This window comes from Allobosea sp. TND4EK4 (genome assembly GCF_900156025.1).
GTDB lineage: Bacteria > Pseudomonadota > Alphaproteobacteria > Rhizobiales > Beijerinckiaceae > Allobosea.
Window position 1 is genome coordinate 173,470 of the sequence record NZ_FTMO01000003.1, and the last position, 22,576, is coordinate 196,045.

Below are 22,576 nucleotides of genomic sequence, written 5' to 3' on the forward strand. Positions count from 1 at the left end.
GAAGCCTCACTCCACCGTGACCGATTTCGCCAGGTTGCGCGGCTGGTCCACGTCCTTGCCCATGAAGACGGCGGTCTGGTAGGCGATCATCTGGATCGGCAGGGCGTAGACGATCGGCGCGAAGGTCGGGTCCATGTCCGGCATGACGATCGTCGCCTCGGGCTCGATGCCGCATTCGGCCGCGCCCTTGGCATCGGTGACGAGGATGATGCGGCCGCCGCGGGCCGCGACCTCCTGCATGTTTGACGCCGTCTTCTCGAAGAGCGCGTCATGCGGCGCGACGACGATGACCGGCATGTCGGAATCGATCAGCGCGATCGGCCCGTGCTTCAGCTCGCCGGCCGCATAACCTTCCGCGTGGATGTAGCTGATTTCCTTGAGCTTCAACGCCCCTTCCAGCGCCAACGGGAAGCTGGTGCCACGGCCGAGATAAAGCACGTCCCGCGCCTTCGACAATTCGCGCGCCAGATGCTCGATCTGCGGCTCGAGCTCGAGCGCGCGCGCCATCAGGCCCGGCAGCGCGATCAGATGCTGGACATGGCTGGCCTCGTCCTCCGCCGAGAGCACGCCGCGTGCCCGCGCCGCGGCGAGCGCCAGCGAGGCGAAGACGGCAAGCTGGCAGACGAAGGCCTTGGTCGAGGCCACGCCGATCTCGGGGCCGGCGAGCGTCTGCGCGACCGCGTCGCTCTCGCGGGCGATCGTGGAGGTCGGCACATTGACGACGGAGAGAATGCCCTGCCCGTTCTGGCGGGCGTAGCGCAGGCCGGCCAGCGTGTCGGCCGTCTCGCCGGACTGGGAGATGAACAGCGCCAGGCCGTTTTCGGGCAACGGCGCCTCGCGGTAGCGGAACTCGGAGGCGACATCGATCTCGACCGGCAGGCGCGCGAGCTTCTCGAACCAGTATTTGGCGATGAGGCCGGCATAATAGGAGGTGCCGCAGGCGCTGATGGTCAGACGCGAGAGGCTCTTCCAGTCGATGGCGTCGCCGAAGGGCAGGCGCACCTTGCCGGCCGCCATGTCGAGATACTGCGTCAGGGTGTGGCCGACGACCTCGGGCTGCTCGTAGATCTCCTTCGCCATGAAATGGCGGTGATTGCCCTTCTCGACCAGGAAGGCGCCGGCCGCGACTCGCTGTGCCCGGCGCTCCACGATGGTGTTGGTCTTGTCGTAGAAGGTCGCGCCACGCCGGTGCAGGACGACCCAGTCGCCCTCCTCCAGATAGGCGATGAGATTGGTGAAGGGCGCGAGCGCCAGCGCGTCCGAGCCGAGATACATCTCGCCCTCGCCGATGCCGACGGCGAGCGGCGAGCCCTTGCGGGCGCCGATCAGAAGATCTTCCTCTCCCTGGAACAGGAAGGCGAGGGCGAAGGCGCCTTTCAGCCGCGGCAGGCAGGCGGCAACGGCGTCCACAGGGGTCTTGCCGCGGTCGAGCTCACGGGTGACGAGATGAGCGACGATCTCGGTGTCCGTTTCGGTCGCGAAGACGTAGCCATCCGCCTGCAGCTCGGTGCGAAGTTCGCGGAAATTCTCGATGATGCCGTTATGGACGACGGCGAGCTTCTCCGTCGCATGCGGATGGGCGTTGGTCTCGTTGGGCTTGCCATGCGTCGCCCAGCGGGTGTGGCCGATGCCGATCATGCCGTCGAGCGGCTCGTTCGACAGGCGCACTTCGAGGTTCTTCAGCTTGCCCTCGGCCCGGCGGCGCGTGAGCTGACCGGCTTCCAGCGTCGCGACACCGGCGGAATCGTAGCCACGGTATTCGAGCCGCCGCAGCGCCTCGACGACCTGGGTCGCGACCGCTTCCTTGCCGAGAATGCCGACGATGCCGCACATGAGCGAGCCCCTTGAAATCGTGACGATGGGGAAGCGCATAAGCGCGAAATGCGCCGCCGCCTAATCAATCTGCGTGACGAACTGTGAATGCAGGCCCAACGGCCGGCGGCTCAGGGCCCGGCCCGGCGCGCCTTCAGAGCCGCGGCGGCGCGGAACCGGCTGGCCCAGCCCGCCTTCTCGACCTGCCGCGCCCGGCCCACCGCCAACGCATCGGCCCCGACATCCTGGGTGATGACGGAGCCGGAACCGACATAGGCGCCGTCGCCGATCGTCACGGGCGCAACCAGCGCCGAGTTTGAGCCGACGAAGGCCCCTGCCCCGATCACCGTCCTGGCCTTGTTGAATCCGTCGTAGTTGCAGGTGATCGTCCCGGCACCGATATTCGCGCCCGCTCCGACCGAGGCATCGCCGATATAGGTGAGGTGGTTGACCTTGGCGCCGGCGCCGATCTCCGACGCCTTGATCTCCACGAAATTGCCGACCCGGGCCTTCTCCGCCAGTTTTGCGCCTGGCCGCAGGCGCCCATAGGGGCCGACGCTGGCCGAAGGGCCGACCTCGGCGCCTTCGAGATGCGAGAAGGCATGGATCACGGCGCCGTCGGCAACGCTCACCCCGGGCCCGAAGACGCAGTTCGGCTCGATCACCACATCGCGGCCGATCTGCGTGTCGAAGCTGAAGAACACGGTCTCGGGGGCCACCAGCGTCGCCCCCTCCGCCATGACCGCCAGGCGCTTGCGGGCCTGGAACTCGGCCTCCGCGGCGGCGAGCTGGATGCGGTCGTTGACGCCCATCACCTCGTTTGCCGGGGCGCGTGTCTCCGTCGCCTTCAGCCCGCGCGAGCGCGCGACCTCGACCGCATCGGGCAGGTAGAATTCGCGCTGGGCATTGTCGTCGCCGATCGCCTCGAGAATCGGCAGCGCGTCCGCGCCAGAAAGCGCCATCAGCCCGGCATTGCACAGCACGATCCGGCGCTGCTCCGGCGTCGCGTCCTTGTGCTCCACGATCGCGTCGAGCTGCCCGTCGGCGAAGACGAGCCGGCCATAGCCGGTCGGGTCCTCCGCAACGAAGGCGAGCACGGCGACCGCCGCTCCGGCGGCGAGCTCTGCGCGCAGCGCCCGGAAGGTCTCCGGCCGGACGAGCGGCGTGTCGGCGAAGGCGACGATCACGTCGTCATAGCCGGCTTGCAGTGCCTCGCGCGCGGCGAGCACGGCATGGGCCGTTCCGCGCCGCTCGTGCTGGTATGCGAGCGTCGCGGCCGGAAAATGGGAGAGCGCCTCGGCGCCCACCTCGGGCCGCTCGGGCGAGACGACGACGCACACGGCCGACGCGCCGGCCTCCGAGACAGCCGCCAGGGCATGACCCAGCAGGGAGCGGCCGGCAACGGCGTGCAGCACCTTCGGACGGGCCGATTTCATCCGCGTGCCCTCGCCTGCCGCCAGGATGATCGCGAGGCATGAGCGATCGGGCTGTATTTCCGTCATCTTTGTCGTGTCCCTTTGCCGGCGCGATCCGGATCGCCTTCGATTCCGCGCATGCGGGCATTGCAGGCAGGGTGGATAGCCGATCCGCGCGGCTTTTGCCAAAGTCGCCCGAGATCAAAAGGGGCAAAGCTGCGCCGGATGGTGCGCCGAGACATGTGCGGCGCCGTTTTCGCGCGTCGGCTTCTTCCAGCTCCATTTGAAATGTTCTAGAAGCGCCGGGGCCGAAGGGCGTCGTCCTGCGCAGTTTGGGTAAAATGTCGAAGTCCTTGAATCGCAGGCAGTTTATCGAGGCCGCGGCGAGCGGTGCGGCCCTGATGTCCGTCGCCCGGCCTGCCGCAGCCCAGACGCCGACCGGGGCTGCCGCCTTCAACATCCAGACGCTGACGGAGGGCCAGCGCTTCGATCCGGCGAAGGTCCTGGAAGCCGCCAGGATGCTGGCCCAGAAGCCGCTGATCCCGCTGACCGCGACTGATCTGCCGGAAGGCTATGCCAACCTGCCCTTCGACCAGTTCTCCGGCATTCGCCTTCACCCCTCGGCCGCGATCTGGGCCGGCGAGAATCGCGGCTTCACGATCGAGCCTCTGCATCGCGGCTACGTCTTCTCCAATCCGGTCAGCCTCTTCACGGTCGAGGACGATGCTATCCGGAGGGTCGGATACGACCGGTCGAAGTTCGACTATGGCAAGGTTCCGCCTCCCCCCGGCAATGGTGACCTGCAGTTCTCGGGAATGCGCATCTCGACCGGGCTGGAACGGCCCTTCGAGGTGGCGAGCTTCCAGGGCGCGACCTTCTTCAAGGCGATCGCACGGGGGCAGAATTTCGGGTCGGTCGCCCGGGCGCTGATCGTGCGGCCGGGCGAGCAGCGCGGCGAGGAAATCCCGTTCTTCCGCGCCTTCTGGATCGAGCGGCCGAACCCCGCCACGGCTGCGCTCGTGATCCACGGCCTGCTCGATTCCGAGAGCGTCACCGGCGCGGTGCGCATGACGCTGAGGCCCGGCGACGTCACCTTCATCGATGTCGAGACGACACTGTTCGCGCGCCAGGCGCTCGACCATGTCGGCTTCGGCTGCGCGATGGGCACGTTCTTCTCCGGCCCGCAGAGCCGGCGCTCCTTCGACGATATCCGCCCCTCGATCTACGAGGTCTCCGGCGTGCAGATGCGGGCCGGCAGCGGCGAGTGGATCTACCGCCCGGTCTCCAACCCGGCTGCGCTGCAGGTCTCGTCCTTCGTCGACGACAATCCGAAGGGCTTCGGCCTCGTCCAGCGCGAGCGCGACCCGGGAGCATTCCTCGACGACGACCAGCGCTTCGAAACGCGGCCGAGTGTCTGGATGGAGACGCTGGGCGATTGGGGCGCGGGCTCGGTCCAGCTCATCGAGATTCCCAGCGATTCCGAGCAGAACGACAACATCATCATGTACTGGCGGCCAAAGCAGCCGCTGGCGGCCGGCAGCGAGACGACGTTCAATTATCGCCAGGCCTGGTGCTGGCAGCCGCCGGAGCGGCCTGACCTCGCCATCGCCACGCGCATGCGCCAGGGCAAGGGTACGCAGGGGCGCAGGCGCCGCTTCGTCGTCGAGTTCGCCGGCGAGAAGCTCGCCGATGCCGCGCTCGTCGCCTCGGCCAAGGCGATGATCACCACCCAGCCCGGCACCGTCCAGAACATCCGGATCTGGCCCTATCCGGAGCGCAAGCTGATGCGGGTCGGCTTCGAAATTGACCCCGGCACCGAACCCTTGTGCGAGCTGCGGCTCGTCCTGCAGTCCGGCAATCAGCCCATCTCGGAAACCTGGTTGAACCGATGGACGTGGTGAGCGACCTCCGCCCCGGAGCGGCGGCTTCCGAGATGCGCTACAACCCGGCCCACGAACCCGCGACGCCGCCTGAAAGCCGGCTCGTCATGCCGGTGCAGTCCTTCCGGGCCTGGAACAAGTCGGAGCGCCGGCGCCCCGCTGCGCCGGGGAACTGGACGACGCCCTGGCTGAAGCGCCTCTTCGTCTTCGGCGGGGGGCTGGCCCTGACCGCCTATGGCGCCTGGGAAATGTATCATGTCGTCTCGGTCAGCCGGACGACGTCGCTGCAGTATGTCCTGCTCGCGCTGTTCACGATCAATTTCTCCTGGATCGCGCTTGCCTTCACCAGCGCCGTCCTCGGCTTCTTCGGCGTGCTGCTGGGGGCCGGAAAGGCCGCCCATGCCGACACGCTGCGGCACCGCACGGTCGTGGTCATGCCGGTCTACAACGAGACGACCGCCCGGACTTTCGCGGCGCTGGCCGCGATCCGCGAATCCGTCGAGGCGACGGGGCTGGGTGCGCATTTCGACTATTTCATCGTCTCGGACACGACCAATCCGGACATCTGGATTGCCGAGGAGCGGGCCTTCCTCGCCCTGCGCGGACGCCTCGGCCCCGATTCGCGGGTCTATTACCGGCACCGGCCCAAGAACCATCACCGCAAGGCCGGCAACATCGCCGACTTCGTCACACGCTGGGGCGGGCACTACGAGCATATGGTGGTGCTGGACGCCGACAGCCTGATGACCGGCACCTGCATCGTGCGCCTTGCCGCCGCGATGGAGGCGGACCCGGATGCCGGCATCATCCAGTCGCTGCCGCTGATCATCAACCGCAACACCTTCTTCGCCCGGCTCCAGCAATTCGCCGCCCGGGTCTACGGTCCGGTGATCGCCACCGGGCTCGCCATGTGGTCCGGCCGCGACGGCAATTACTGGGGCCACAATGCGATCATCCGGACGAAGGCCTTCGCCGACCATTGCGGCCTGCCCGATCTCAAGGGCAAGCCGCCCTTCGGCGGCCATGTGCTCAGCCACGACTTCGTCGAGGCGGCGCTGATCCGCCGGGCGGGCTGGTCGGTCTACATGCTGCCGGACCTGACGGGTTCCTTTGAGGAAAGCCCGCCTTCGCTGATCGACGTCTCGGTGCGCGACCGGCGCTGGGCGCAAGGCAATCTCCAGCATTCCCGGATCATCGGAGCCAAGGGCTTCGTGCTGCCGACGCGCCAGCATTTCGCCACCGGCATCATGGGGTATCTCGCGTCGCCCTTCTGGCTGATGCAGCTCGTGGTCGGCATCCTGATCGTGCTGCAGGTCAATTACGCCCGGCCGGAGTACTTCACCCAGGAGTTCACCCTCTTCCCGGTCTGGCCGCGCTTCGATCCCGAGCGCGCGCTGCGGCTCTTTGCCCTGACGATGGCGATCCTGCTCGCACCGAAGCTGTTCGGCCTCGTGCTGACGCTGTTCCGGACACGGCTGCGGCGGGCCGGTGGCGGCGCGATCCGGTTGATCGTGTCGGCGCTGATCGAGGTGCTGTTCTCGGCCTTCTTCGCGCCGATCATGATGCTGATCCAGTCCGGCTCGGTCTTCCAGATCCTGCTCGGGCGCGACACCGGCTGGAACCCGCAGCGGCGCGACGATGGCTCCATCCCGTTCAGGGACATCGTGCGCCGGCACCGCACCCATACGGTGCTCGGCGTGGTCACCGGTGTCTCCGCCTTCATGATCGCGACCTCGCTCTTCGCCTGGATGTCGCCCACCATCATCGGCCTGGTGCTGGCGATCCCGCTCTCCTGGGCCTCCGGCCAGCTCGCGATCGGCCTGTGGCTGAAGCGGCACAAGCTGCTGCTGACCCCGGAGGAAGGCGAGCCGCCGCAGATCGTGCTGCGCGCCAACGCGCTGCAGGCCGAGTTCGCAGCGGCCGGCTATGACGATGCCGACGGCCTCACCGCGCTCCACGCCGATGCGGAGCTGCGCCATGCGCACGAGCTGATGCTGCCGGATGCGCAGCCGCGGCGCAGGGGCGAGATCGAGCCCGACCGGGCGGTGGCCCAGGCCAAGCTGGTCGATGCCGAGGCGATCGAGGATGCGGCGATCTGGCTGAAGCCGAAGGAGCGCATGGTCGTGCTGCACGACCGGGCTCTCATCGGCCTGCTCGCCTCCCTGCCGGCGGAGCGGGCCAGCGCCGCGGCCTGACAAGGGCCGCGATCGTTCACGAGCCCTCATCCCGGGGGAGCCGTCTCGGCGGCGCCTCGAAGGATGCTCAGGGGCACCGGATACCGCTGCACCAACCGTCGAGGCACGAGCTTGCGGCTCGCGCCTCTGCATGAGGACTGCGAAAGCCCCGTCGGGCTTGCTCAGGCCGCCTCGAAGGCGATCAGGCAGCCCATCGCGTCCTGCGCCTCGACGAAGAGCCGTTCGTCGTTGCGGATGAACGGGACGCTTGCCGCCTCGAGCCTGCTTGCGACGGCGTCGAGATCGGGGACCGAGACGCAGAAGCCGAGGAAGCGGGCCGGCGTCGTCTCCGGCTCGACCTGATAGGCGCCCTGTGCGGCCTCGGGATCGAGCACGTCGAGCCGGCCGCGCGGCAGGGCGAGTACATAATCCTCATTGCCTTCCAGCACCTCCGCGCCGCCGCTGAAGGCGGTCAGGAAGGCGCGATGCAGGGCGGGCTCCTCGGCCAGCAGGACCGCGGCCGCAAGGGCCGTCGCGCCGTTGGGGTGCTGCTGGAAATCCGGGTTCCAGAAGTTCTGCGGCTCCAGCTGCTGACAGGTGAAGAAGCCGCACTCCGGCGCCCTGGGGTCCGCCGCGAAGGCCAGCTCGAAGGCAACACGCGCGGCCGAGCCGTCAGGGCGCTTGCCCTGTCGCTCGAAAAAGAAGGGCTCGAAATCGCCGATCCCCGCAGCCCGGAAGGCCGCGGCATCCGCCTTGGCGTCGAGGCTTTCGAGTACGAGCATCGCCGGGCCCTCGCCCTGCCCCGCGAGCGCGTCGCGCATGAAGGCGCCGAAGGAGAAGCTCCGCTCGCCATGAGGCGGGATCGCGCTGGCATCGCCGATGCTCACCAGCTCCAGGAAAGAGCCGGGGAACTGGACGATCCGGTTCTCCGTGCCCCAAGGGTGACGGTTGCGGCTGCCGACCTTGAAGCCGAGCGTCTCGTAGAGCGCACCCGCCGCGTCGAGATCGCGGACGCCGATAACGAGATGGTCGAGGCCGCGGGGGGCCGAAGCGGGAGAAGGCATGGCAGGCTCCGTCGAAACAAGGCCTGCCAGCCTAGAAGCGTCGCGGGCCTTGCGCCAGCCCGCTCGATGGCCTGCGACGACTCAGACCAGCCGGCTCTGGGCCTTTGCCGCCTCGATGAAGCTCGCGAAGAGCGGGTGGGGCTCGAAGGGGCGCGACTTCAGCTCGGGGTGGTACTGCACGCCGATGAACCAGGGATGGTCGGGGTATTCGACCGTCTCGGGCAGGAGGCCGTCCGGCGACAGGCCGGCGAAGCGCATGCCTTTCGCCTCGAGCCGCTCGCGATAGCCCATATTGACCTCGTAGCGGTGGCGATGCCGCTCGGAGATTTCCGTGGATCCGTAGATCTGCGCGATCCTGGAGCCCTCGGCGAGGGTCGAGGCATAGGCGCCGAGGCGCATCGTGCCGCCGAGCTCCCCGCCGGCCGCGCGCTGCTCCAGCTCGTTGCCGCGCATCCATTCGGTCATCAGGCCGACGACCGGCTCCTCGGTGGGTCCGAACTCGCTCGAATTCGCCTTCTCGATGCCGGCGAGCGAGCGCGCCGCCTCGATCACCGCCATCTGCATGCCGAAGCAGATTCCGAAATAGGGCACCTGGCGCTGCCGGGCGAAGGTCGCCGCCTTGATCTTGCCCTCCGCGCCGCGATGGCCGAAGCCGCCGGGGACCAGGATGCCGTGGACATGCTCCAGGAAGGGCGCTGGGTCCTCCTTCTCGAAGACCTCCGATTCGATCCAGTCCAGGTTTACCTTCACGTTGTTGGCGATGCCGCCATGGGTCAGCGCCTCGATGAGGGACTTATAGGCGTCCTTCATGCCGGTATACTTGCCGACGACGGCGATGGTGACCTCGCCCTCGGGATTCTTCACGCGCTCGGAAATCTTCGTCCAGTTGGAGACGTCGGGCTCGGCGGAGGCGTCGAGACCGAAGGCCGCCAGCACCTCGTTGTCGAGGCCCTCGGCGTGATAGGAGAGCGGCACGTCATAGATGGAGGCGACGTCGCGCGCCTCGATCACCGCCGTCTCGCGGACATTGCAGAACAAAGCGAGCTTGCGGCGCTCCTCGCGCGGAATCTCACGGTCGGTGCGGCAGAGCAGGATATCCGGCTGGATGCCGATCGAGCGCAGTTCGGCAACCGAATGCTGCGTCGGCTTGGTCTTCAGCTCGCCGGCGGTCGGGATGTAGGGCAGCAGCGTCAGGTGGATGAAGATGCACTGGCCGCGCGGCAGCTGCTGGTTGATCTGCCGGATCGCTTCCAGGAACGGCAGGCTCTCGATGTCGCCGACGGTGCCGCCGATCTCGATCAGCGTGAAGTCGTAATCCTCGTTGCCGTCCAGCGCGAACTCCTTGATCGCGTTGGTGACATGCGGAACGACCTGGATCGTCGCTCCGAGATAATCGCCGCGACGCTCCTTGGTCAGGATGTCCATGTAGATGCGGCCGGTAGTGATGTTGTCGCCCCGGTTGCAGGGCCGGCCGGTGAAGCGCTCGTAATGCCCGAGGTCGAGGTCGGTTTCCGCCCCGTCATCGGTCACGAAGACCTCACCGTGCTGATACGGGCTCATCGTGCCCGGATCGACGTTGAGATAGGGATCGAGCTTGCGCAGGCGGACCTTGTAGCCGCGTGCCTGAAGAAGGGCCGCGAGAGCCGCCGCCGCCAGGCCTTTGCCGAGCGAGGACACCACGCCGCCGGTGATGAAAACATACCGCGTCATGGGAGGTCACCTTTATCGCTACGGGTTCGATTCGCTAAGCGCCGGAAGAGCAGTCCCGCCTTGCCCTGAGCGCTTGTCCACAAAAGAGAGGGCCGGTCACCCGGCCCCGCTCCACATCAAAAGAGAAGGGCCGGTTTCCCGGCCCCCTGCCTCGGTTACTGCTGCGGCGCCGGGGCCGGCGCCGATGGCGTCGGCGGCTGGGCTCCGCCCTGGTTCTGATTCTGCATCTGCCGCAGCTGGTCGAGCACGCCGCCGGCATTGGGGGCGCTCGGCGCGGCGGGCTGGCCCGGAACGGCCGGCGCCGTGGTCGCGGGAGCGCCGTCGATGATCGAGCGCTGTACGCGGCCGCGATTGGCGACGATCGCCAGCACGATCGAGGTCAGGAAGAACAGGCCGGCGAGAATCGCCGTCGCCCGCGTCAGGGCATTGGCCTGGCCGCGGCCGGTCATGAAGCCGCCGACACCGCCGCCCCCGCCCGAGCCCATGCCGAGCCCACCGCCCTCGGAGCGCTGCAGCAGCACGACGCCGACGAGCGCGACGACGATGATCAGATGGATGACGATGAGAACGTTCTGCATGGTCTCACGAAATGGGCATGGCGCGGGCCGCCGCCAAGGGCTGCCCGCTCCTCCTCATGGTCGAGGCGAATTCGGCCGGGCAATAGCATGCGCGGTCCGCGCACGCCACCCCTCCCCGCTCGCTCAGGCGCAGGCCTTCGCGATCGCCAGGAAATCCGCCGCTTTCAGGCTCGCGCCGCCGACGAGGGCGCCATCGACATTCGCGACGTTCATCAGGTCGGCCGCGTTCGAGGGCTTGACCGAGCCGCCATAGAGCAGCCGGACCCCCGCCGCGGCCTGCTTGCCCATGATGCGGGCGAGGTCGGCCCGGATCGAGGCGTGCATCTCGGCGACGTCCGCCGCTGTCGGCGTCAGCCCGGTGCCGATCGCCCAGACGGGCTCATAGGCGACGACGAGGCTCGCGGCGTCCAGCCCCTCGGGCACCGAGCCCTTGAGCTGCTTGCGCACCACGGCGAGCGCCTTGCCGGCCTCCCGCTCACCTTGCGTCTCGCCGACGCAGACGATCGGCACGAGCAGCGCCTGGCGGGCGGCCATCGCCTTGGCCTGCACCGTCGCATTGCTTTCGCCATGCAGGGTGCGGCGCTCGGAATGGCCGACGATGCAGAAGGTCGCGCCCGCATCCGCCAGCATCTCTGCCGACACCTCTCCGGTGAAGGCGCCGGAGAGGTTGACGCTGCAATCCTGTCCACCGGTCGCGATGCGAGAGCCGATCAGCCCGGAAGTCGCGGTGAACAGCAGCGTGGCCGGAGGGCAGATGGCGAGGTCGACGGAGGCCTTGAGGCCCGCATCATAGCCCTTGGCCACCTCCGCCGCGATGGCGAGATCGGCCTTGAGCCCGTTCATCTTCCAGTTGCCCGCTACCAGCGGCCGGATGCTGCGCGTCACGTCGTTCCTCCAAAATCGTCCCATCGGCTGTAGCAATGCCCGCCCCATGCCGCAATCTCACGCAAGAACGCGCATGGGCGCCCACCGTTGCCAATGCACGGCGATTGCGGCTTTCGCCGCCGGTTCCTATAAGCAGCGCCGGAAAATGAGCGCGTCGTTCTATCGCGCGTCACGAGCAGGTTCAGGGAAGACCGTTTTCATGATGATGCAGGGCATCCGCAAGGCGAGCCAGGGACTTCTCGGCAAGCTCGTGATCAGCCTCCTGTTCGGCGTCCTGATCCTCGCCTTCGCGATCTGGGGAGTCGGCGACATCTTCCGCGGCTACGGCCGCAACGAGGTGGCCAAGGTCGGCAAGAGCGAGATCGGCATCGAGCAGATGCGGACCGCCTACCAGAACGAGATCCAGAACCTGATCCGCCAGCAGCGCCGCCAGATATCGCCCGAGACGGCGCGCGCGCTCGGCCTCGACCGCCAGGTGCTCTCGCGCCTGCTCGCCGACGCAACCCTCGACCAGACGGCGAAGGCGATGGGCCTTGCGGTCTCCGACGAGACGATCCGCAACCTGATCTTCGACGATCAGGTCTTCCGCGATGCCGCAGGCAAATTCTCTGCCGACCGCTTCAACGAGCTGCTGCGGACGAACGGCTATACCGAGCAGAGCTATGTCGCGATCCAGCGCCAGGCGGTGCTGCGCCAGGAACTGGCGGAGATGATCACCGGCGGCTTCACCGTTCCGGTCGCGCTGCAGGAGATCGGCTCGCGCCTGCGCAACGAGAAGCGGGCCGTCACCTTCGCCCGCATGCCCGCGAGCGCCGCAGGCGAGATCGCCGCGCCGACGGAAGAACAGCTCAAGACCTTCTACAACGATCGCAAGATCGCCTTCCGCGCGCCGGAATACCGGACAGCCTCGGTGCTGGCTCTGACCGCCGACACGCTGGCCGACCCGGCCAAGGTGACGGAGGTCGACGCCAAGGCGCGCTACGAGGCCGAGAAGGCCCGCTTTACCACCGCCGAGACGCGGACCGTGCAGCAGATCGCCTTCCCCAATGAGGAAGAGGCGAAGGCCGCCAGGGCGAAGATCGACGGCGGGGAGACTTTCGACGAGATCGCCACCGAACGGAACGTCGCCTTCGCCGACCTGACGCTCGGCACCTTCACCCGCGCCCAGATCTTCGATCCCGCGGTGCGCGACGCCGCCTTCGCGCTGGAGGAAAACGCGGTCAGCGCTCCGGTGAAGAGCGCCTTTGGCAGTGTGCTGCTGCGCGTGACCAAGGTCGAGCCGCAGCATGTCCGGCCCTTCGAGGAGGTTGCGGAGGAGGTGAAGGCCCAGGTCGCCGCGAGCCGTGCCTCCAGCCAGATCACCGACCTGCACGACAAGATCGAGGACGAGCGCGCCTCCGCCAAGCCGCTGGCGGAAATCGCCAAGCAATTCGGGATCGCGCTGCGCACCGCCGGGCCGATGAGCCAGGCCATGGCCAAGCCCGACGGTTCGAAGGAAGCCCCCCTGCCCGGCGGCGACGCGACGCTGCGGGGCATCTTCGCCTCCGATCTCGGCGTCGACAACGAGGCGATCCGGCTGCCGCAGAACGGCGGCTATGTCTGGTTCGACGTCAGCAAGATCGACCCGGCGCGGGATCGCCCGTTCGAGGAGGTCAAGGCCGAGGTCGAGCAGCAATGGCGGGCCGATGAGACCGCGTCGAAGCTCTCGGCCAAGGCCCGCGAGCTGGTCGAGCGGCTCGACAAGGGCGAGAGCTTCGATGCCGTCTCGGCCTCTGCCGGCCTCACCGTCGAGACCGCGGCCGATCTCGGCCGCCAGGACCAGCGCCCCGAGCTGCCCGGCAATGTCGTCAGCCAGATCTTCGGCACCTATGCCGGCAAGAGCGGCTCGGCCGGCGGAGTCGATGGCGGACGCATCCTGTTCAAGGTCGATTCGGCCACGACCGCGCCTTTCGTGCGCACCACGCAGGAGGCGGAGAACTTCGTGAAGGCGCTGTCGGGCAACATCGCCGACGACATGCTGCAGCAATATGTCTCGCGCCGGCAGGCGGAACTGGGCGTCAGCGTCAACGAGGCCGCCTTCCGCAACGCCACCGGGGGCGCGCAGAATTGACGGCGCAGCCCTTCCAGGAGTTCGAGCGCTTCTCGCAGGCCTATGACGCCGGCGCGCCGCAGCTCCTGCGGCGGGTGCTCGTCGGAGACTGCGAGACGCCGGTCGCCGCCTTCCTGAAGCTCCGCCACGCCACGACCGGCCCGGCCTTCCTGCTCGAATCGGTCGAGGGCGGCGCGGTGCGCGGCCGCTATTCGATGATCGGGCTGGAGCCGGACCTGATCTGGCGCTGCCATCGCGGCCAGGCCTCGGCCTGCCGCCCGGCGCTGGGCGAGGCCTTCCTCGACGATCCGCGGCCGGCCTTCGAAAGCCTGCGCGCGCTGCTGGCCGAGAGCGCGATCCCCGAGGCGGAGGACCTGCCGCCGATGGCGGCCGGGGTCTTCGGCTATCTCGGCTACGACATGGTGCGGCTGATGGAGCGCCTGCCGGAGCCGAAGGAGACCGGCACCGGCGTTCCGGACGCGATCCTGAGCAGGCCGACCCTGATGGTGGTGTTCGATTCCGTCCGTGACGAGATCCACCTCGTCACGCCGGTTCGCCACCAGCCGGGCGTCGCCGCCCGCCATGCCTATGAGCGGGCGCAGGAGCGGCTCGATGCGGTGGCGCGCGCCCTGGAAGGGGCGCTGCCGGCGGAAGCCGCGATCGACATCGCTAAGCTGCCCGAGCCGGTCACGACCTCGAACACGTCGCAGGACGAGTATCTCGCCATGGTGGCGCAGGCGAAGGAGTATATCCGCGCCGGCGACATCTTCCAGGTCGTGCTCTCGCAGCGCTTCGAGGCGCCCTTCGCGCTGCCGCCCTTCGCGCTCTACCGGGCGCTGCGGCGGGTCAATCCTGCGCCTTTCCTCTGCTATCTCGACTTCGCCGACTTCCAGATCGTCTGCTCGAGCCCGGAGATCCTGGTGCGGCTGCGCGACGACACCGTCACCATCCGCCCGATTGCCGGCACGCGCCGCCGCGGCGGAACGCCCGGCGAGGACGAGGCCCTTGCCGAGGAACTGCTGGCCGACCCGAAGGAGCGCGCCGAGCACCTCATGCTGCTCGATCTCGGCCGCAACGACGTCGGCCGGGTTGCGCAGATCGGCACGGTGAAGGTCACCGACTCCTTCTTCGTCGAGCGCTACAGCCAGGTGATGCACATCGTCTCGAACGTCGAGGGTCGGATCGACCCGCAGCACGATTCGCTGGCGGCACTGATCGCCGGCTTCCCGGCCGGCACCGTCTCCGGCGCCCCGAAGGTCCGGGCGATGGAGATCATCGACGAACTGGAGCGTGATGCGCGCGGAGCCTATGCCGGGTGCATCGGCTATTTCGGGGCCAATGGCGAGATGGATACCTGCATCGTGCTGCGCACGGCGGTGGTCAAGGACGGGACCATGCATGTCCAGGCCGGCGCCGGCATCGTCTACGATTCCGACCCCGTCTCCGAGCAGCAGGAATGCGTCAACAAGGCCAGCGCCCTCTTCCGTGCGGCCGAGGAGGCGATCCGCTTTGCCGCGCGCGGCGGGCGCGGGCAGTAGCCCTGCCAAGCGGCATGATCGGACTCGACCCAGGCGTCTCGGAAACCAGCGCCTTCACATGACCGATTTTCTCGGGGCCCGCTGCGCGGCGCCCTGAGAACGGCGCCTCAGCCGTCCCTCAATGGCCCTTGGCAGGATGCGTCGTCATCTTGTCGACCCAGGCGATGCCGATGGCCGAGAGAATGAAGACGACGTGGATCATCGTCTGCAGCAGGACGCCGGATTCGGTGTAGTTCGTGGTCCGGCCCAGCCCGCCGATGTTGCCGGCCTCAATGAAGGTTCGCAGCAGGTGGATCGACGAGATGCCGATGATGGCCATCGCCAGCTTGATCTTGAGGATGCTGGCATTGACGTGGCTCAGCCATTCCGGCTGGTCTGGATGGCCTTCCAGCCGCAGCCGCGAAACGAAGGTCTCGTAGCCGCCGACGATGACCATGATCAGCAGGTTGGAGATCATCACCACGTCGATCAGCCCGAGGACCACGAGCATGATCTGCTGCTCGCTGAACTCGAAGGCGTGGGTGACGAGGTGGTAGAGCTCCTTGAGGAACAGGAAGACGTAGACGCATTGCGCGACGATGAGGCCGATATAGAGCGGCAGCTGAAGCCAGCGGCTGCCGAAGATGAGCGCCGGCAGCGGCTTCATCGCGGCCCGGGCCAGAATGGGGTTGGGAGTGCCGCCGGGTTGGGCCATGATCGTCCAGATGTCCTTCGAACGGATGATGCGGAGCTTGTGCAGTGCAACGCTAGATGGCGGCAGAATCGGCATCGCGCAAGCCGCCCCGGAGCGTTGTCCCGATAGCCGAGCCATGGCGATGCGACAGCCCTATTACGCGCCCCTTTGCGCATGATCTTTCACGAAGGGCGCAGGATCGCTAAATTGGGTCGATCAGAGGGAACATGCGGAGTTCCTTCGCATTGAAGCGAAAAGGAGTTTCGTGATGATCAGGACGTTCGTCATTGCCGCCACGGTCGCGGGAGCTGCCGCCCTTTCCTCGCCCGCTTCGGCAGCTCCGCTCGCTCCGGCGATGGCCGTTGCCGGCCCCGGCACGGCGGCACCGCTCGTTCAGGACGTGCAGTGGCGGCGCCACGGCTATTACGGGCCGCGTTACTACGGGCCGCGCTATTATGGCGGCTATCGTCGCGGTCCGGCCATCGGCGCGGGCGTTGCAGCCGGCATCATCGGCGGCGCTCTGGCTGCGGGCGCGCTCGCTGCTCCGCGCCCGGTCTATACCGCCCCGGCGCCGGCCTATGGCTACAGCGACGAGGACGTTGATGCGGTCGCCTATTGCTCGCGCCGTTTCCGGACCTACAACCCCGAGACCGGGACCTATATCGCGTCCGGCGGGGTCGTTCGCGCCTGCCCCTGACGGATCGGGGTCGTCGTCCGGGCTATTCGGCCCTCCGCGTCGCCGCGGAGGGCTTTTTTGATGGCCAGGTCCCGGCCGGACTCGGTACGGTGCCTCGATCCCCGGCGCCGGACGGCGCGGGAACCAGCCCTTCCCGGCTCGGTCAATTGGAGCGGTTTCGTGCGTATCGCCACCTGGAACGTCAATTCGGTCCGCCAGCGCCTCGGCCACCTGCTCGACTTCCTGAAGGAGGCCGAGCCGGACGCGCTCTGCCTGCAGGAGATCAAATGCATCGACGCGGACTTTCCGCGCGCCGAGATCGAGGCGGCCGGGTGGCAGGTCGAGACGCATGGGCAGAAGACATTCAACGGTGTCGCGATTCTCAGCCGCAGCAAGCTGGAGGATGTGCGCCGCGGCCTGCCGGGCGACGAGGGCGACGAGCAGGCGCGGTATCTCGAAGGCGTTCTGCCGTTCGGCGACGGTGTCGTGCGCGTCGCCTCGATCTACCTGCCCAACGGCAATCCGCCGAACACCGAGAAATACCCGTACAAGCTCAACTGGATGAGACGGCTGACCGCCCATGCGGCGATGCTCCTCCAGCAGGAGGAGCCGCTGGTGCTCGCCGGCGACTACAATGTCATCCCGGACGCTCGCGATGCGCGCGATCCCGGCGCCTGGGTCAGCGACGCGCTGTTCCTGCCACAGACGCGGGACGCGTTTCGCGGCCTGATCAATCTCGGCCTGACCGAGGCGCTTCGCAGCACGACGGATGCGGCCGGGCTTTACACCTTCTGGGATTATCAGGCGGGGGCGTGGCAGCGGAACAACGGCATCCGCATCGATCATCTGCTGCTGTCTTCCCAGGCGGCCGACCGGCTCGCCGGCGTGCGGATCGCCAAACATGTCCGCAGCTGGGACAAGCCGTCGGACCATGTCCCGGTCCTGATCGAGCTCACCTGACAGGCGCCTCGCAGCGCCAGGGAACGCTCAGCGCTGTTCGACAGGCGCCTTCTGCTCGCCGGGCGAGCTTGCCAGCTGCTGCCGCTCGATCATGGCCAGGGCCGCGGCGCGGTCGGAGGACGAGGCCGCGGCGAAGGCGGCATCATGCCGCTCGATGATCCAGGTCTCGCGGACGGGGTCGGCCCCCTCGCGCGCCATCGCGAGCCACATCAGGCCGAGGACCGGCTGGCGCGGCACGCCCTCGCCGCCGCGGATCAGCATCTCGCCGAAGGCGGCCCGGGCCGGCGCATGGCCCTTCTCGGCTGCGAGCTTCATCCAGCGCGCCGCCTGGCGCGGGTCGCGATGGGTGCCCTGCCCCTTCATATAGAGCCGGGCGAGGTTGTACTGCCCGTCCGGGTCTCCGAAATACGAGGCCGCGTAGTGGAACATGTCGAAGGCGCGGTTGGCGTCGGGCTTCACATAGCTGCCCTTGATCCCGTCGCTGAAATAGCCGCCCAGCGCCACGAAGGCATTGCCGACCATCCGGCCCTGCGCCGTGCCGGGCACGGCGTCGGCATTCTCGTCCGCGATCTTCGAGAAATACTCGAACGCCTTGAGATCGTTCGCCGGAACGCCCTCGCCGCCGGCATACATCCGGCCAAGCTTGAACTGGGCCGCGACATGGCCCTGCGAGGCGGCATATTCGAGCGCCCGCACGGCGCCGACCTTATCTCCGGCGGTCGAATCCCTCACCCAGGCGCGCAGCGCATCCCGCGCGCTGGTGAAGGGCACCAGCGGCAAAGCGGTGTGGGCTGTCGGCGTGTTCAGTGACGGTGCGACGGTGGCGGCTCCCGGCAGCGGAGACGCAGGCGCCGGATCGCCCGGTTCCGGCAGGGCGATGCCCGGAATCGGACGCGGCGGCAGCAGGGGCTGCCCGGTTGCGACGTCCTGAGCCCGGCTGGCCTGAAGCCCGCCGAAGGTCAGCAACACGCATGCTATGGTGACGTCAGTGATCCGCATAGCAATGGGTTTCGACCGCCCCTCCTGGGAATATCACGGCACCGCCCCTGGCGATGCCACCTGCCGGCGCGCCAGCCAATGGCGCAGCCTGATCTTCATTGGCAGTTCGAGCTACCAAGCCCGCAGAACGCGCTTCAAGTTCGGCATCAGAAAGGCGGACTGCGAGCATTCCTGTGGTGGAGTGCCGAGGCGGATGTCGAAGCGCATTGGAATCGACATTGCGGCCGGTGATCCGGCCGGGGCGATCCCTGTACTCGAACGCGCCTCGTAGCATTCACCTGCCTGCCGCCTGACGACCCGGAACCGTTCCGAGCCGTGCGCGTTAAACTCCAATCCGCTTATATCTCGGGAGCTTAACAGGCGCCTGTGCTGAGGCCCGTTTGTGGCGGCTTCGCGGCGGGGCCGACCGTCCGCAAGAGATGACACGGCGGTGTTGCCACGGAGCCACATCGCGAAAGCCGCGCCTTCAGAGAACCATCGGCAGGACGAAGAAGCCGCCAACCACGACGATGAGCAGCGCCAGCGCTGTCATCGGCAGGTGCTTCTCGATGAAAATGCGAATGTCGTCGCCATAGAAGCGCAGCGCCAGCGCGATCATCAGGAAGAAGCTCGTGCGCGACACGATCATGCCGATCGTGAACTTCCACAGGTCGAAATGCAGGAAGCCGGACATGATCGTGACGATCTTGAACGGGATCGGCGTCAGCCCCTTGGTGACGAGCACCCAGAACCAGTAATCCTGCGAGGTCGAGATCAGCTGCGCCGCCTTGTCCTGCAGTCCGTAGATGCCGATCAGCCAGGCGCCGAGCGAGTCGTAGAGCAGAAAGCCGATACCGTAGCCGACATAGCCTCCGAGGATGGCTCCGAGCGAACAGACACCGGCATAGAACCAGGCGCGGTCGGGCCTGGCGATGCACATGGGCAGAAGCAGCGGGATCGGCGGGAGCGGGCTGACCGAGCTTTCCACGAAGGTCAGCGCGAAGAGCAACCAGGGGGCGGCGGGGTGGGACGCGTAAGAGACGCACCAGTCGTAAGCGCGCTTGAGCATGGGTCTTGGTCAGCCGATCCTGTTTTGCGCTTCACCCACCGCCGCCCGTTCCTCGCGGGTTCAGAACAGCGAAGCTGCCCTCACCCAGAGGATCGAATGGCAGCCTCGATCTTCCGGCCCAGCGCATGGCAGCGCTGCGTCACGCGCATATAACCTGCCGCAGCGGGAGATGGCGAGTCCTCTCTCGCGCCGGCGTCGATTTGACGACGGCGGCATGGCGGGATTGCGATGGCGCGTCAGCTCAGCCGCGCCAGCGCCTCCGCGACCTTCTGCTTGCGAGCCTCCGCGGCTGCCTTCCGCTCGCGGTTCTCCTCGACGATCTCCTCAGGCGCCCGGGCCATGAAGTCGGGATTGCCGAGCTTCTTCTCGACCACAAGGATGTCCTGATCGAGCTTGGCGAGCTCCTTGGCCAGGCGCGCCCGCTCGGCATCGAGATCGATCAGCCCCGCGAGCGGGAGCGCGGCCACCTCGCCGCGCACGATGATCTGCGCCGACTGGGCCGGCGCCGCGTTCTCGAAGGCGATCTGCGAGACGCGCGCCAGCCGCTCGATCATCGGCCGCCAGCTGCCGATCGTCGTCCGGGTCGCTTCGGCGGCGTTGACGAGGACCAGCGGCGCCTGCGTGCCGGCCGGCACGTTGACCTCCGAGCGGACCGAGCGGATGTCGGAGATCAGGTCGACGACAAAGCCGATCTCGGCCTCGGCCGCCTCGTCCTTGAGCGCGGCGAGATCCGGCCAGCGCGTCAGGCAGACCAGCGCATCGTCTCCGGCGGGCAGCTTGCGCGGCGCGCCGACGCCGGCCTTCTGCGCCCAAAGCTCCTCCGTGAGGAACGGCATGAAGGGATGCAGGAGCTGGCAGATCAGGTCGATCACATAGGCGACGGTCGCCTGCGTCTCGGCCTTCCCGGCCGGATCGACGCCCTCGCCCTGCAGCACCGGCTTGGCGAGCTCGAGATACCAGTCGCAGAACTGGTTCCAGACGAAGCGATAGGCCGCGCCGGCCGCCTCGTTGAACCTGAAGCTCGGGATACCGGCGGCGATCTCCTCGGCCGCTCGCGCCGCCTCGCTCAGGATCCAGCGGTTGAGCGGCTGCTTCACCGCGGCCGGATCGAAGCCTTCCGCCCGCGCGCAGCCATTGATCTCGGCGAAGCGGGCCGCGTTCCAGATCTTGGTCGCGAAGTTGCGATAGCCCTCGACGCGCGAGGTGGCGAGCTTGATGTCGCGCCCCTGTGCCGCCATCGCGGCCAGCGTGAAGCGCAGCGCATCGGCGCCGTACTGGTCGACGAGCACCAGCGGATCGATGACGTTGCCTTTCGACTTCGACATCTTCGCGCCCTTCTCGTCGCGAACGATGGCGTGGATGTAGACGTCCCTGAACGGCACCTCATCCATGACGTTGAGGCCCATCATCATCATCCGGGCCACCCAGAAGAAGATGATGTCGAAGGCCGTGACCAGCGTCGCCGTCGGATAGTAGCGCTTCAGCTCCGGCGTCGCCTCCGGCCAGCCCAGCGTCGAGAACGGCCACAGCGCCGACGAGAACCAGGTGTCGAGGACGTCCTCGTCGCGCGTCAGCGCAACAGGTCCGCCATAATGGCCGACCGCGAGCGCCTGGGCTCCCGCTTCCGACTCGGCGACGAAGACCTCGCCGTCCGGGCCGAACCAGGCCGGGATCTGGTGGCCCCACCAGAGCTGGCGCGAGACGCACCAGGGCTCGATGTTCTCCAGCCAGTCATAGAAGACCTTGGTCCAGTTTTCGGGGGTGAACCTGGTCCGTCCGTCCTGCACCGCCTTGATCGCGCGCTGCGCCAGCGGCTTCACGTCGACATACCACTGGTCGGTGAGCCAGGGCTCGATCACGACATCGGAGCGGTCGCCATGCGGCACGGTGTGGGTGTTGGGCTCGACCTTGGCGAGCAGGCCGCGCTCGGCCATCATCGCCACGACGCGCCGGCGGGCGGCGAAGCGGTCGAGGCCGTCCAACGCCAGCGTCCCGGCGTCCGGCCTGGCACCGGCCAGGAAATCCTCGTTTCCGTCCAGCGTGATGTGCGCCTCGCCGTCGAGGATGTTGATGACGTCGAGCTGGTGGCGCTTGCCGACCTCGAAATCGTTGAAGTCATGCGCCGGGGTGATCTTGACCGCACCGGTGCCCTTTTCCGGATCGGCATAGTCGTCGCCGAAGATCGGGATGACGCGGCCGACCAGCGGCAGCACGACCTTCCTGCCGATCAGGTGCCCCAGCTTCTCGTTCTCCGGGTGCACCGCGACGCCGGTGTCGCCCAGCATCGTTTCCGGCCGCGTCGTGGCGACCGTGATGTAGGTCGAGGCATCGTCGGCGTCGTAGGTCGCGCCGTCGAGCGGGTAGTCGAAATAGTAGAGGTGGCCGTTGGGGTCGCGGGCCAGCGCCTTGTCGAGCTTGGCCGCGTCGAACGCGTCCTCCCCACCGCGCTGCCACTTGAACGAGCCGGTCTTCTCGACCTGCAACACCTCGATGTCGGAGATCGCCGTCTGGAACTTCGGGTCCCAGTTGACCAGCCGCTTGGCGCGGTAGATCAGCCCCTGCTTGTGCAGGCCGACGAAGACCTTGACGACGGCGGCCGAGAGGCCCTCGTCCATGGTAAAGCGTTCGCGCGACCAGTCGCAGGAGGCGCCGAGCCGGCGGAGCTGGTTGACGATGGTCCCGCCGGACTCCTCCTTCCACTTCCACACCTCGGCAAGGAAGGCCTCGCGGCCCATGGTCCGGCGGTCGCTCTTGTTCTCGGCGGCAAGCTTGCGCTCGACCACCATCTGCGTCGCGATACCGGCATGGTCGGTGCCGGGCTGCCAGAGCACGTCCTTGCCGCGCATGCGCTCGAAGCGGCAGAGCACGTCCTGCAGCGTGTTGTTGAGCGCGTGGCCCATATGCAGCGAGCCGGTGACGTTCGGCGGCGGGATCACGATGCAGTAGGGCTCGGCCCCGGGCTCCGCCCCCCGGCCCGCCTTGAAGGCCTGCGCCTCTTCCCACGCCTTGCTGATCCGGGCCTCGACGGCAGCCGGCTCGAAAGTCTTGTCCATCATCGCTTCGCTCGAACGCAGA

17 protein-coding genes are annotated in these 22,576 nt (G+C 67.7%); 7 read left to right on the top strand and 10 right to left on the bottom strand.

The genetic code is table 11. From position 1 onward, the window contains the following. Positions 1-6: 6 nt before the first annotated feature. Both glmS and glmU read right to left on the bottom strand, forming a co-directional pair. Complete coding sequence (glmS, locus tag BW981_RS08325) at positions 7-1,833, bottom strand: glutamine--fructose-6-phosphate transaminase (isomerizing) (RefSeq protein WP_076438365.1); 1,827 nt, start codon at positions 1,831-1,833, stop codon at positions 7-9. A gap of 110 nt (positions 1,834-1,943) precedes the next feature. Further along, positions 1,944-3,314, bottom strand: coding sequence for a bifunctional UDP-N-acetylglucosamine diphosphorylase/glucosamine-1-phosphate N-acetyltransferase GlmU (gene glmU, locus BW981_RS08330; protein ID WP_076438057.1), 1,371 nt, complete (start codon positions 3,312-3,314; stop codon positions 1,944-1,946). A 314-nt stretch (positions 3,315-3,628) separates the two neighbouring features. Between glmU and BW981_RS08335 the strand changes: the two genes are divergently transcribed. Together BW981_RS08335 and mdoH are read left to right on the top strand one after the other, a co-directional pair. Beyond that, positions 3,629-5,128 carry an OpgD/OpgG family glucan biosynthesis protein gene (locus BW981_RS08335; RefSeq protein WP_139333682.1) on the top strand — a complete coding sequence of 500 codons (1,500 nt, stop codon included), beginning with the start codon at positions 3,629-3,631 and terminating at the stop codon, positions 5,126-5,128. A gap of 32 nt (positions 5,129-5,160) precedes the next feature. After that, the gene (gene mdoH, locus BW981_RS08340; RefSeq protein ID WP_139333700.1) at positions 5,161-7,302 is read left to right on the top strand and encodes a glucans biosynthesis glucosyltransferase MdoH; all 2,142 of its coding nucleotides are present in this window, start codon (positions 5,161-5,163) and stop codon (positions 7,300-7,302) included. 161 nt (positions 7,303-7,463) lie between these two features. Here mdoH and BW981_RS08345 read toward each other — a convergent pair whose 3' ends face one another. From BW981_RS08345 to tpiA, 4 genes are all read right to left on the bottom strand, one after another. Then, positions 7,464-8,345, bottom strand: a complete 882-nt coding sequence (locus BW981_RS08345; RefSeq protein ID WP_076438061.1) for a VOC family protein — start codon at positions 8,343-8,345, stop codon at positions 7,464-7,466. An 81-nt stretch (positions 8,346-8,426) separates the two neighbouring features. After that, the gene (locus BW981_RS08350; protein WP_076438063.1) at positions 8,427-10,055 is read right to left on the bottom strand and encodes a CTP synthase; all 1,629 of its coding nucleotides are present in this window, start codon (positions 10,053-10,055) and stop codon (positions 8,427-8,429) included. Positions 10,056-10,210: 155 nt separating this feature from the next. Beyond that, positions 10,211-10,633, bottom strand: coding sequence for a preprotein translocase subunit SecG (secG, locus tag BW981_RS08355; RefSeq protein WP_076438065.1), 423 nt, complete (start codon positions 10,631-10,633; stop codon positions 10,211-10,213). A gap of 123 nt (positions 10,634-10,756) precedes the next feature. Continuing rightward, positions 10,757-11,518, bottom strand: coding sequence for a triose-phosphate isomerase (gene tpiA / locus BW981_RS08360; protein ID WP_076438067.1), 762 nt, complete (start codon positions 11,516-11,518; stop codon positions 10,757-10,759). A 199-nt stretch (positions 11,519-11,717) separates the two neighbouring features. Between tpiA and BW981_RS08365 the strand changes: the two genes are divergently transcribed. Both BW981_RS08365 and trpE read left to right on the top strand, forming a co-directional pair. After that, positions 11,718-13,628, top strand: a complete 1,911-nt coding sequence (locus BW981_RS08365; RefSeq protein WP_175624082.1) for a SurA N-terminal domain-containing protein — start codon at positions 11,718-11,720, stop codon at positions 13,626-13,628. Beyond that, on the top strand, positions 13,625-15,145 hold the full coding sequence (gene trpE / locus BW981_RS08370) for an anthranilate synthase component I (protein ID WP_076438069.1): 1,521 nt from the start codon (positions 13,625-13,627) through the stop codon (positions 15,143-15,145). The genes BW981_RS08365 and trpE overlap by 4 nt, the downstream gene beginning before the upstream one ends. Before the next feature lie 118 nt (positions 15,146-15,263). On the opposite strand, the gene BW981_RS08375 is transcribed toward trpE, so the two are convergent. Further along, positions 15,264-15,839 (bottom strand): TIGR00645 family protein, encoded by a 576-nt coding sequence (locus BW981_RS08375; RefSeq protein ID WP_076438369.1) that lies wholly within the window; start codon positions 15,837-15,839, stop codon positions 15,264-15,266. 247 nt (positions 15,840-16,086) lie between these two features. On the opposite strand from BW981_RS08375, the gene BW981_RS08380 reads away from it, so the two are divergent. Further along, positions 16,087-16,515, top strand: coding sequence for a BA14K family protein (locus tag BW981_RS08380; protein ID WP_076438070.1), 429 nt, complete (start codon positions 16,087-16,089; stop codon positions 16,513-16,515). A 159-nt stretch (positions 16,516-16,674) separates the two neighbouring features. Continuing rightward, entirely contained in the window at positions 16,675-17,454 is a 780-nt protein-coding gene (gene xth / locus BW981_RS08385; RefSeq protein ID WP_076438072.1) for an exodeoxyribonuclease III, read from the top strand. Positions 17,455-17,481: 27 nt separating this feature from the next. Here the strand turns inward: xth and BW981_RS08390 are convergent, their stop codons facing one another. Further along, a complete protein-coding gene (locus tag BW981_RS08390) occupies positions 17,482-18,453 on the bottom strand; it encodes a tetratricopeptide repeat protein (RefSeq protein WP_083712240.1) in 972 nt (323 codons plus the stop codon). A 4-nt stretch (positions 18,454-18,457) separates the two neighbouring features. Here BW981_RS08390 and BW981_RS08395 point away from each other — a divergent pair, with 4 nt between their 5' ends. Further along, on the top strand, positions 18,458-18,724 hold the full coding sequence (locus tag BW981_RS08395; RefSeq protein WP_076438075.1) for a hypothetical protein: 267 nt from the start codon (positions 18,458-18,460) through the stop codon (positions 18,722-18,724). A 195-nt stretch (positions 18,725-18,919) separates the two neighbouring features. Here the strand turns inward: BW981_RS08395 and BW981_RS08400 are convergent, their stop codons facing one another. Both BW981_RS08400 and BW981_RS08405 read right to left on the bottom strand, forming a co-directional pair. Next, positions 18,920-19,501: a YqaA family protein gene (locus tag BW981_RS08400; protein ID WP_076438077.1), complete on the bottom strand. Its 582-nt coding sequence runs from the start codon at positions 19,499-19,501 to the stop codon at positions 18,920-18,922. Between the two features lie 236 nt (positions 19,502-19,737). Further along, positions 19,738-22,557, bottom strand: a complete 2,820-nt coding sequence (locus BW981_RS08405; protein ID WP_076438078.1) for a valine--tRNA ligase — start codon at positions 22,555-22,557, stop codon at positions 19,738-19,740. Positions 22,558-22,576 lie beyond the last annotated feature (19 nt).

Coding starts and splice junctions, on each gene's coding strand:
- BW981_RS08345 (WP_076438061.1), bottom strand. CDS start 8,345: ATGCCTTCTCCCGCTTCGGCCCCCCGCGGCCTCGACCATCTCGTTATC.
- BW981_RS08380 (WP_076438070.1), top strand. CDS start 16,087: ATGATCAGGACGTTCGTCATTGCCGCCACGGTCGCGGGAGCTGCCGCC.
- BW981_RS08375 (WP_076438369.1), bottom strand. CDS start 15,839: ATGGCCCAACCCGGCGGCACTCCCAACCCCATTCTGGCCCGGGCCGCG.
- glmS (WP_076438365.1), bottom strand. CDS start 1,833: ATGTGCGGCATCGTCGGCATTCTCGGCAAGGAAGCGGTCGCGACCCAG.
- BW981_RS08365 (WP_175624082.1), top strand. CDS start 11,718: ATGATGATGCAGGGCATCCGCAAGGCGAGCCAGGGACTTCTCGGCAAG.
- mdoH (WP_139333700.1), top strand. CDS start 5,161: ATGCGCTACAACCCGGCCCACGAACCCGCGACGCCGCCTGAAAGCCGG.
- BW981_RS08405 (WP_076438078.1), bottom strand. CDS start 22,557: ATGATGGACAAGACTTTCGAGCCGGCTGCCGTCGAGGCCCGGATCAGC.
- BW981_RS08400 (WP_076438077.1), bottom strand. CDS start 19,501: ATGCTCAAGCGCGCTTACGACTGGTGCGTCTCTTACGCGTCCCACCCC.
- BW981_RS08335 (WP_139333682.1), top strand. CDS start 3,629: ATGTCCGTCGCCCGGCCTGCCGCAGCCCAGACGCCGACCGGGGCTGCC.
- glmU (WP_076438057.1), bottom strand. CDS start 3,314: ATGACGGAAATACAGCCCGATCGCTCATGCCTCGCGATCATCCTGGCG.
- BW981_RS08390 (WP_083712240.1), bottom strand. CDS start 18,453: ATGCGGATCACTGACGTCACCATAGCATGCGTGTTGCTGACCTTCGGC.
- secG (WP_076438065.1), bottom strand. CDS start 10,633: ATGCAGAACGTTCTCATCGTCATCCATCTGATCATCGTCGTCGCGCTC.
- BW981_RS08350 (WP_076438063.1), bottom strand. CDS start 10,055: ATGACGCGGTATGTTTTCATCACCGGCGGCGTGGTGTCCTCGCTCGGC.
- BW981_RS08395 (WP_076438075.1), top strand. CDS start 18,458: ATGGGTTTCGACCGCCCCTCCTGGGAATATCACGGCACCGCCCCTGGC.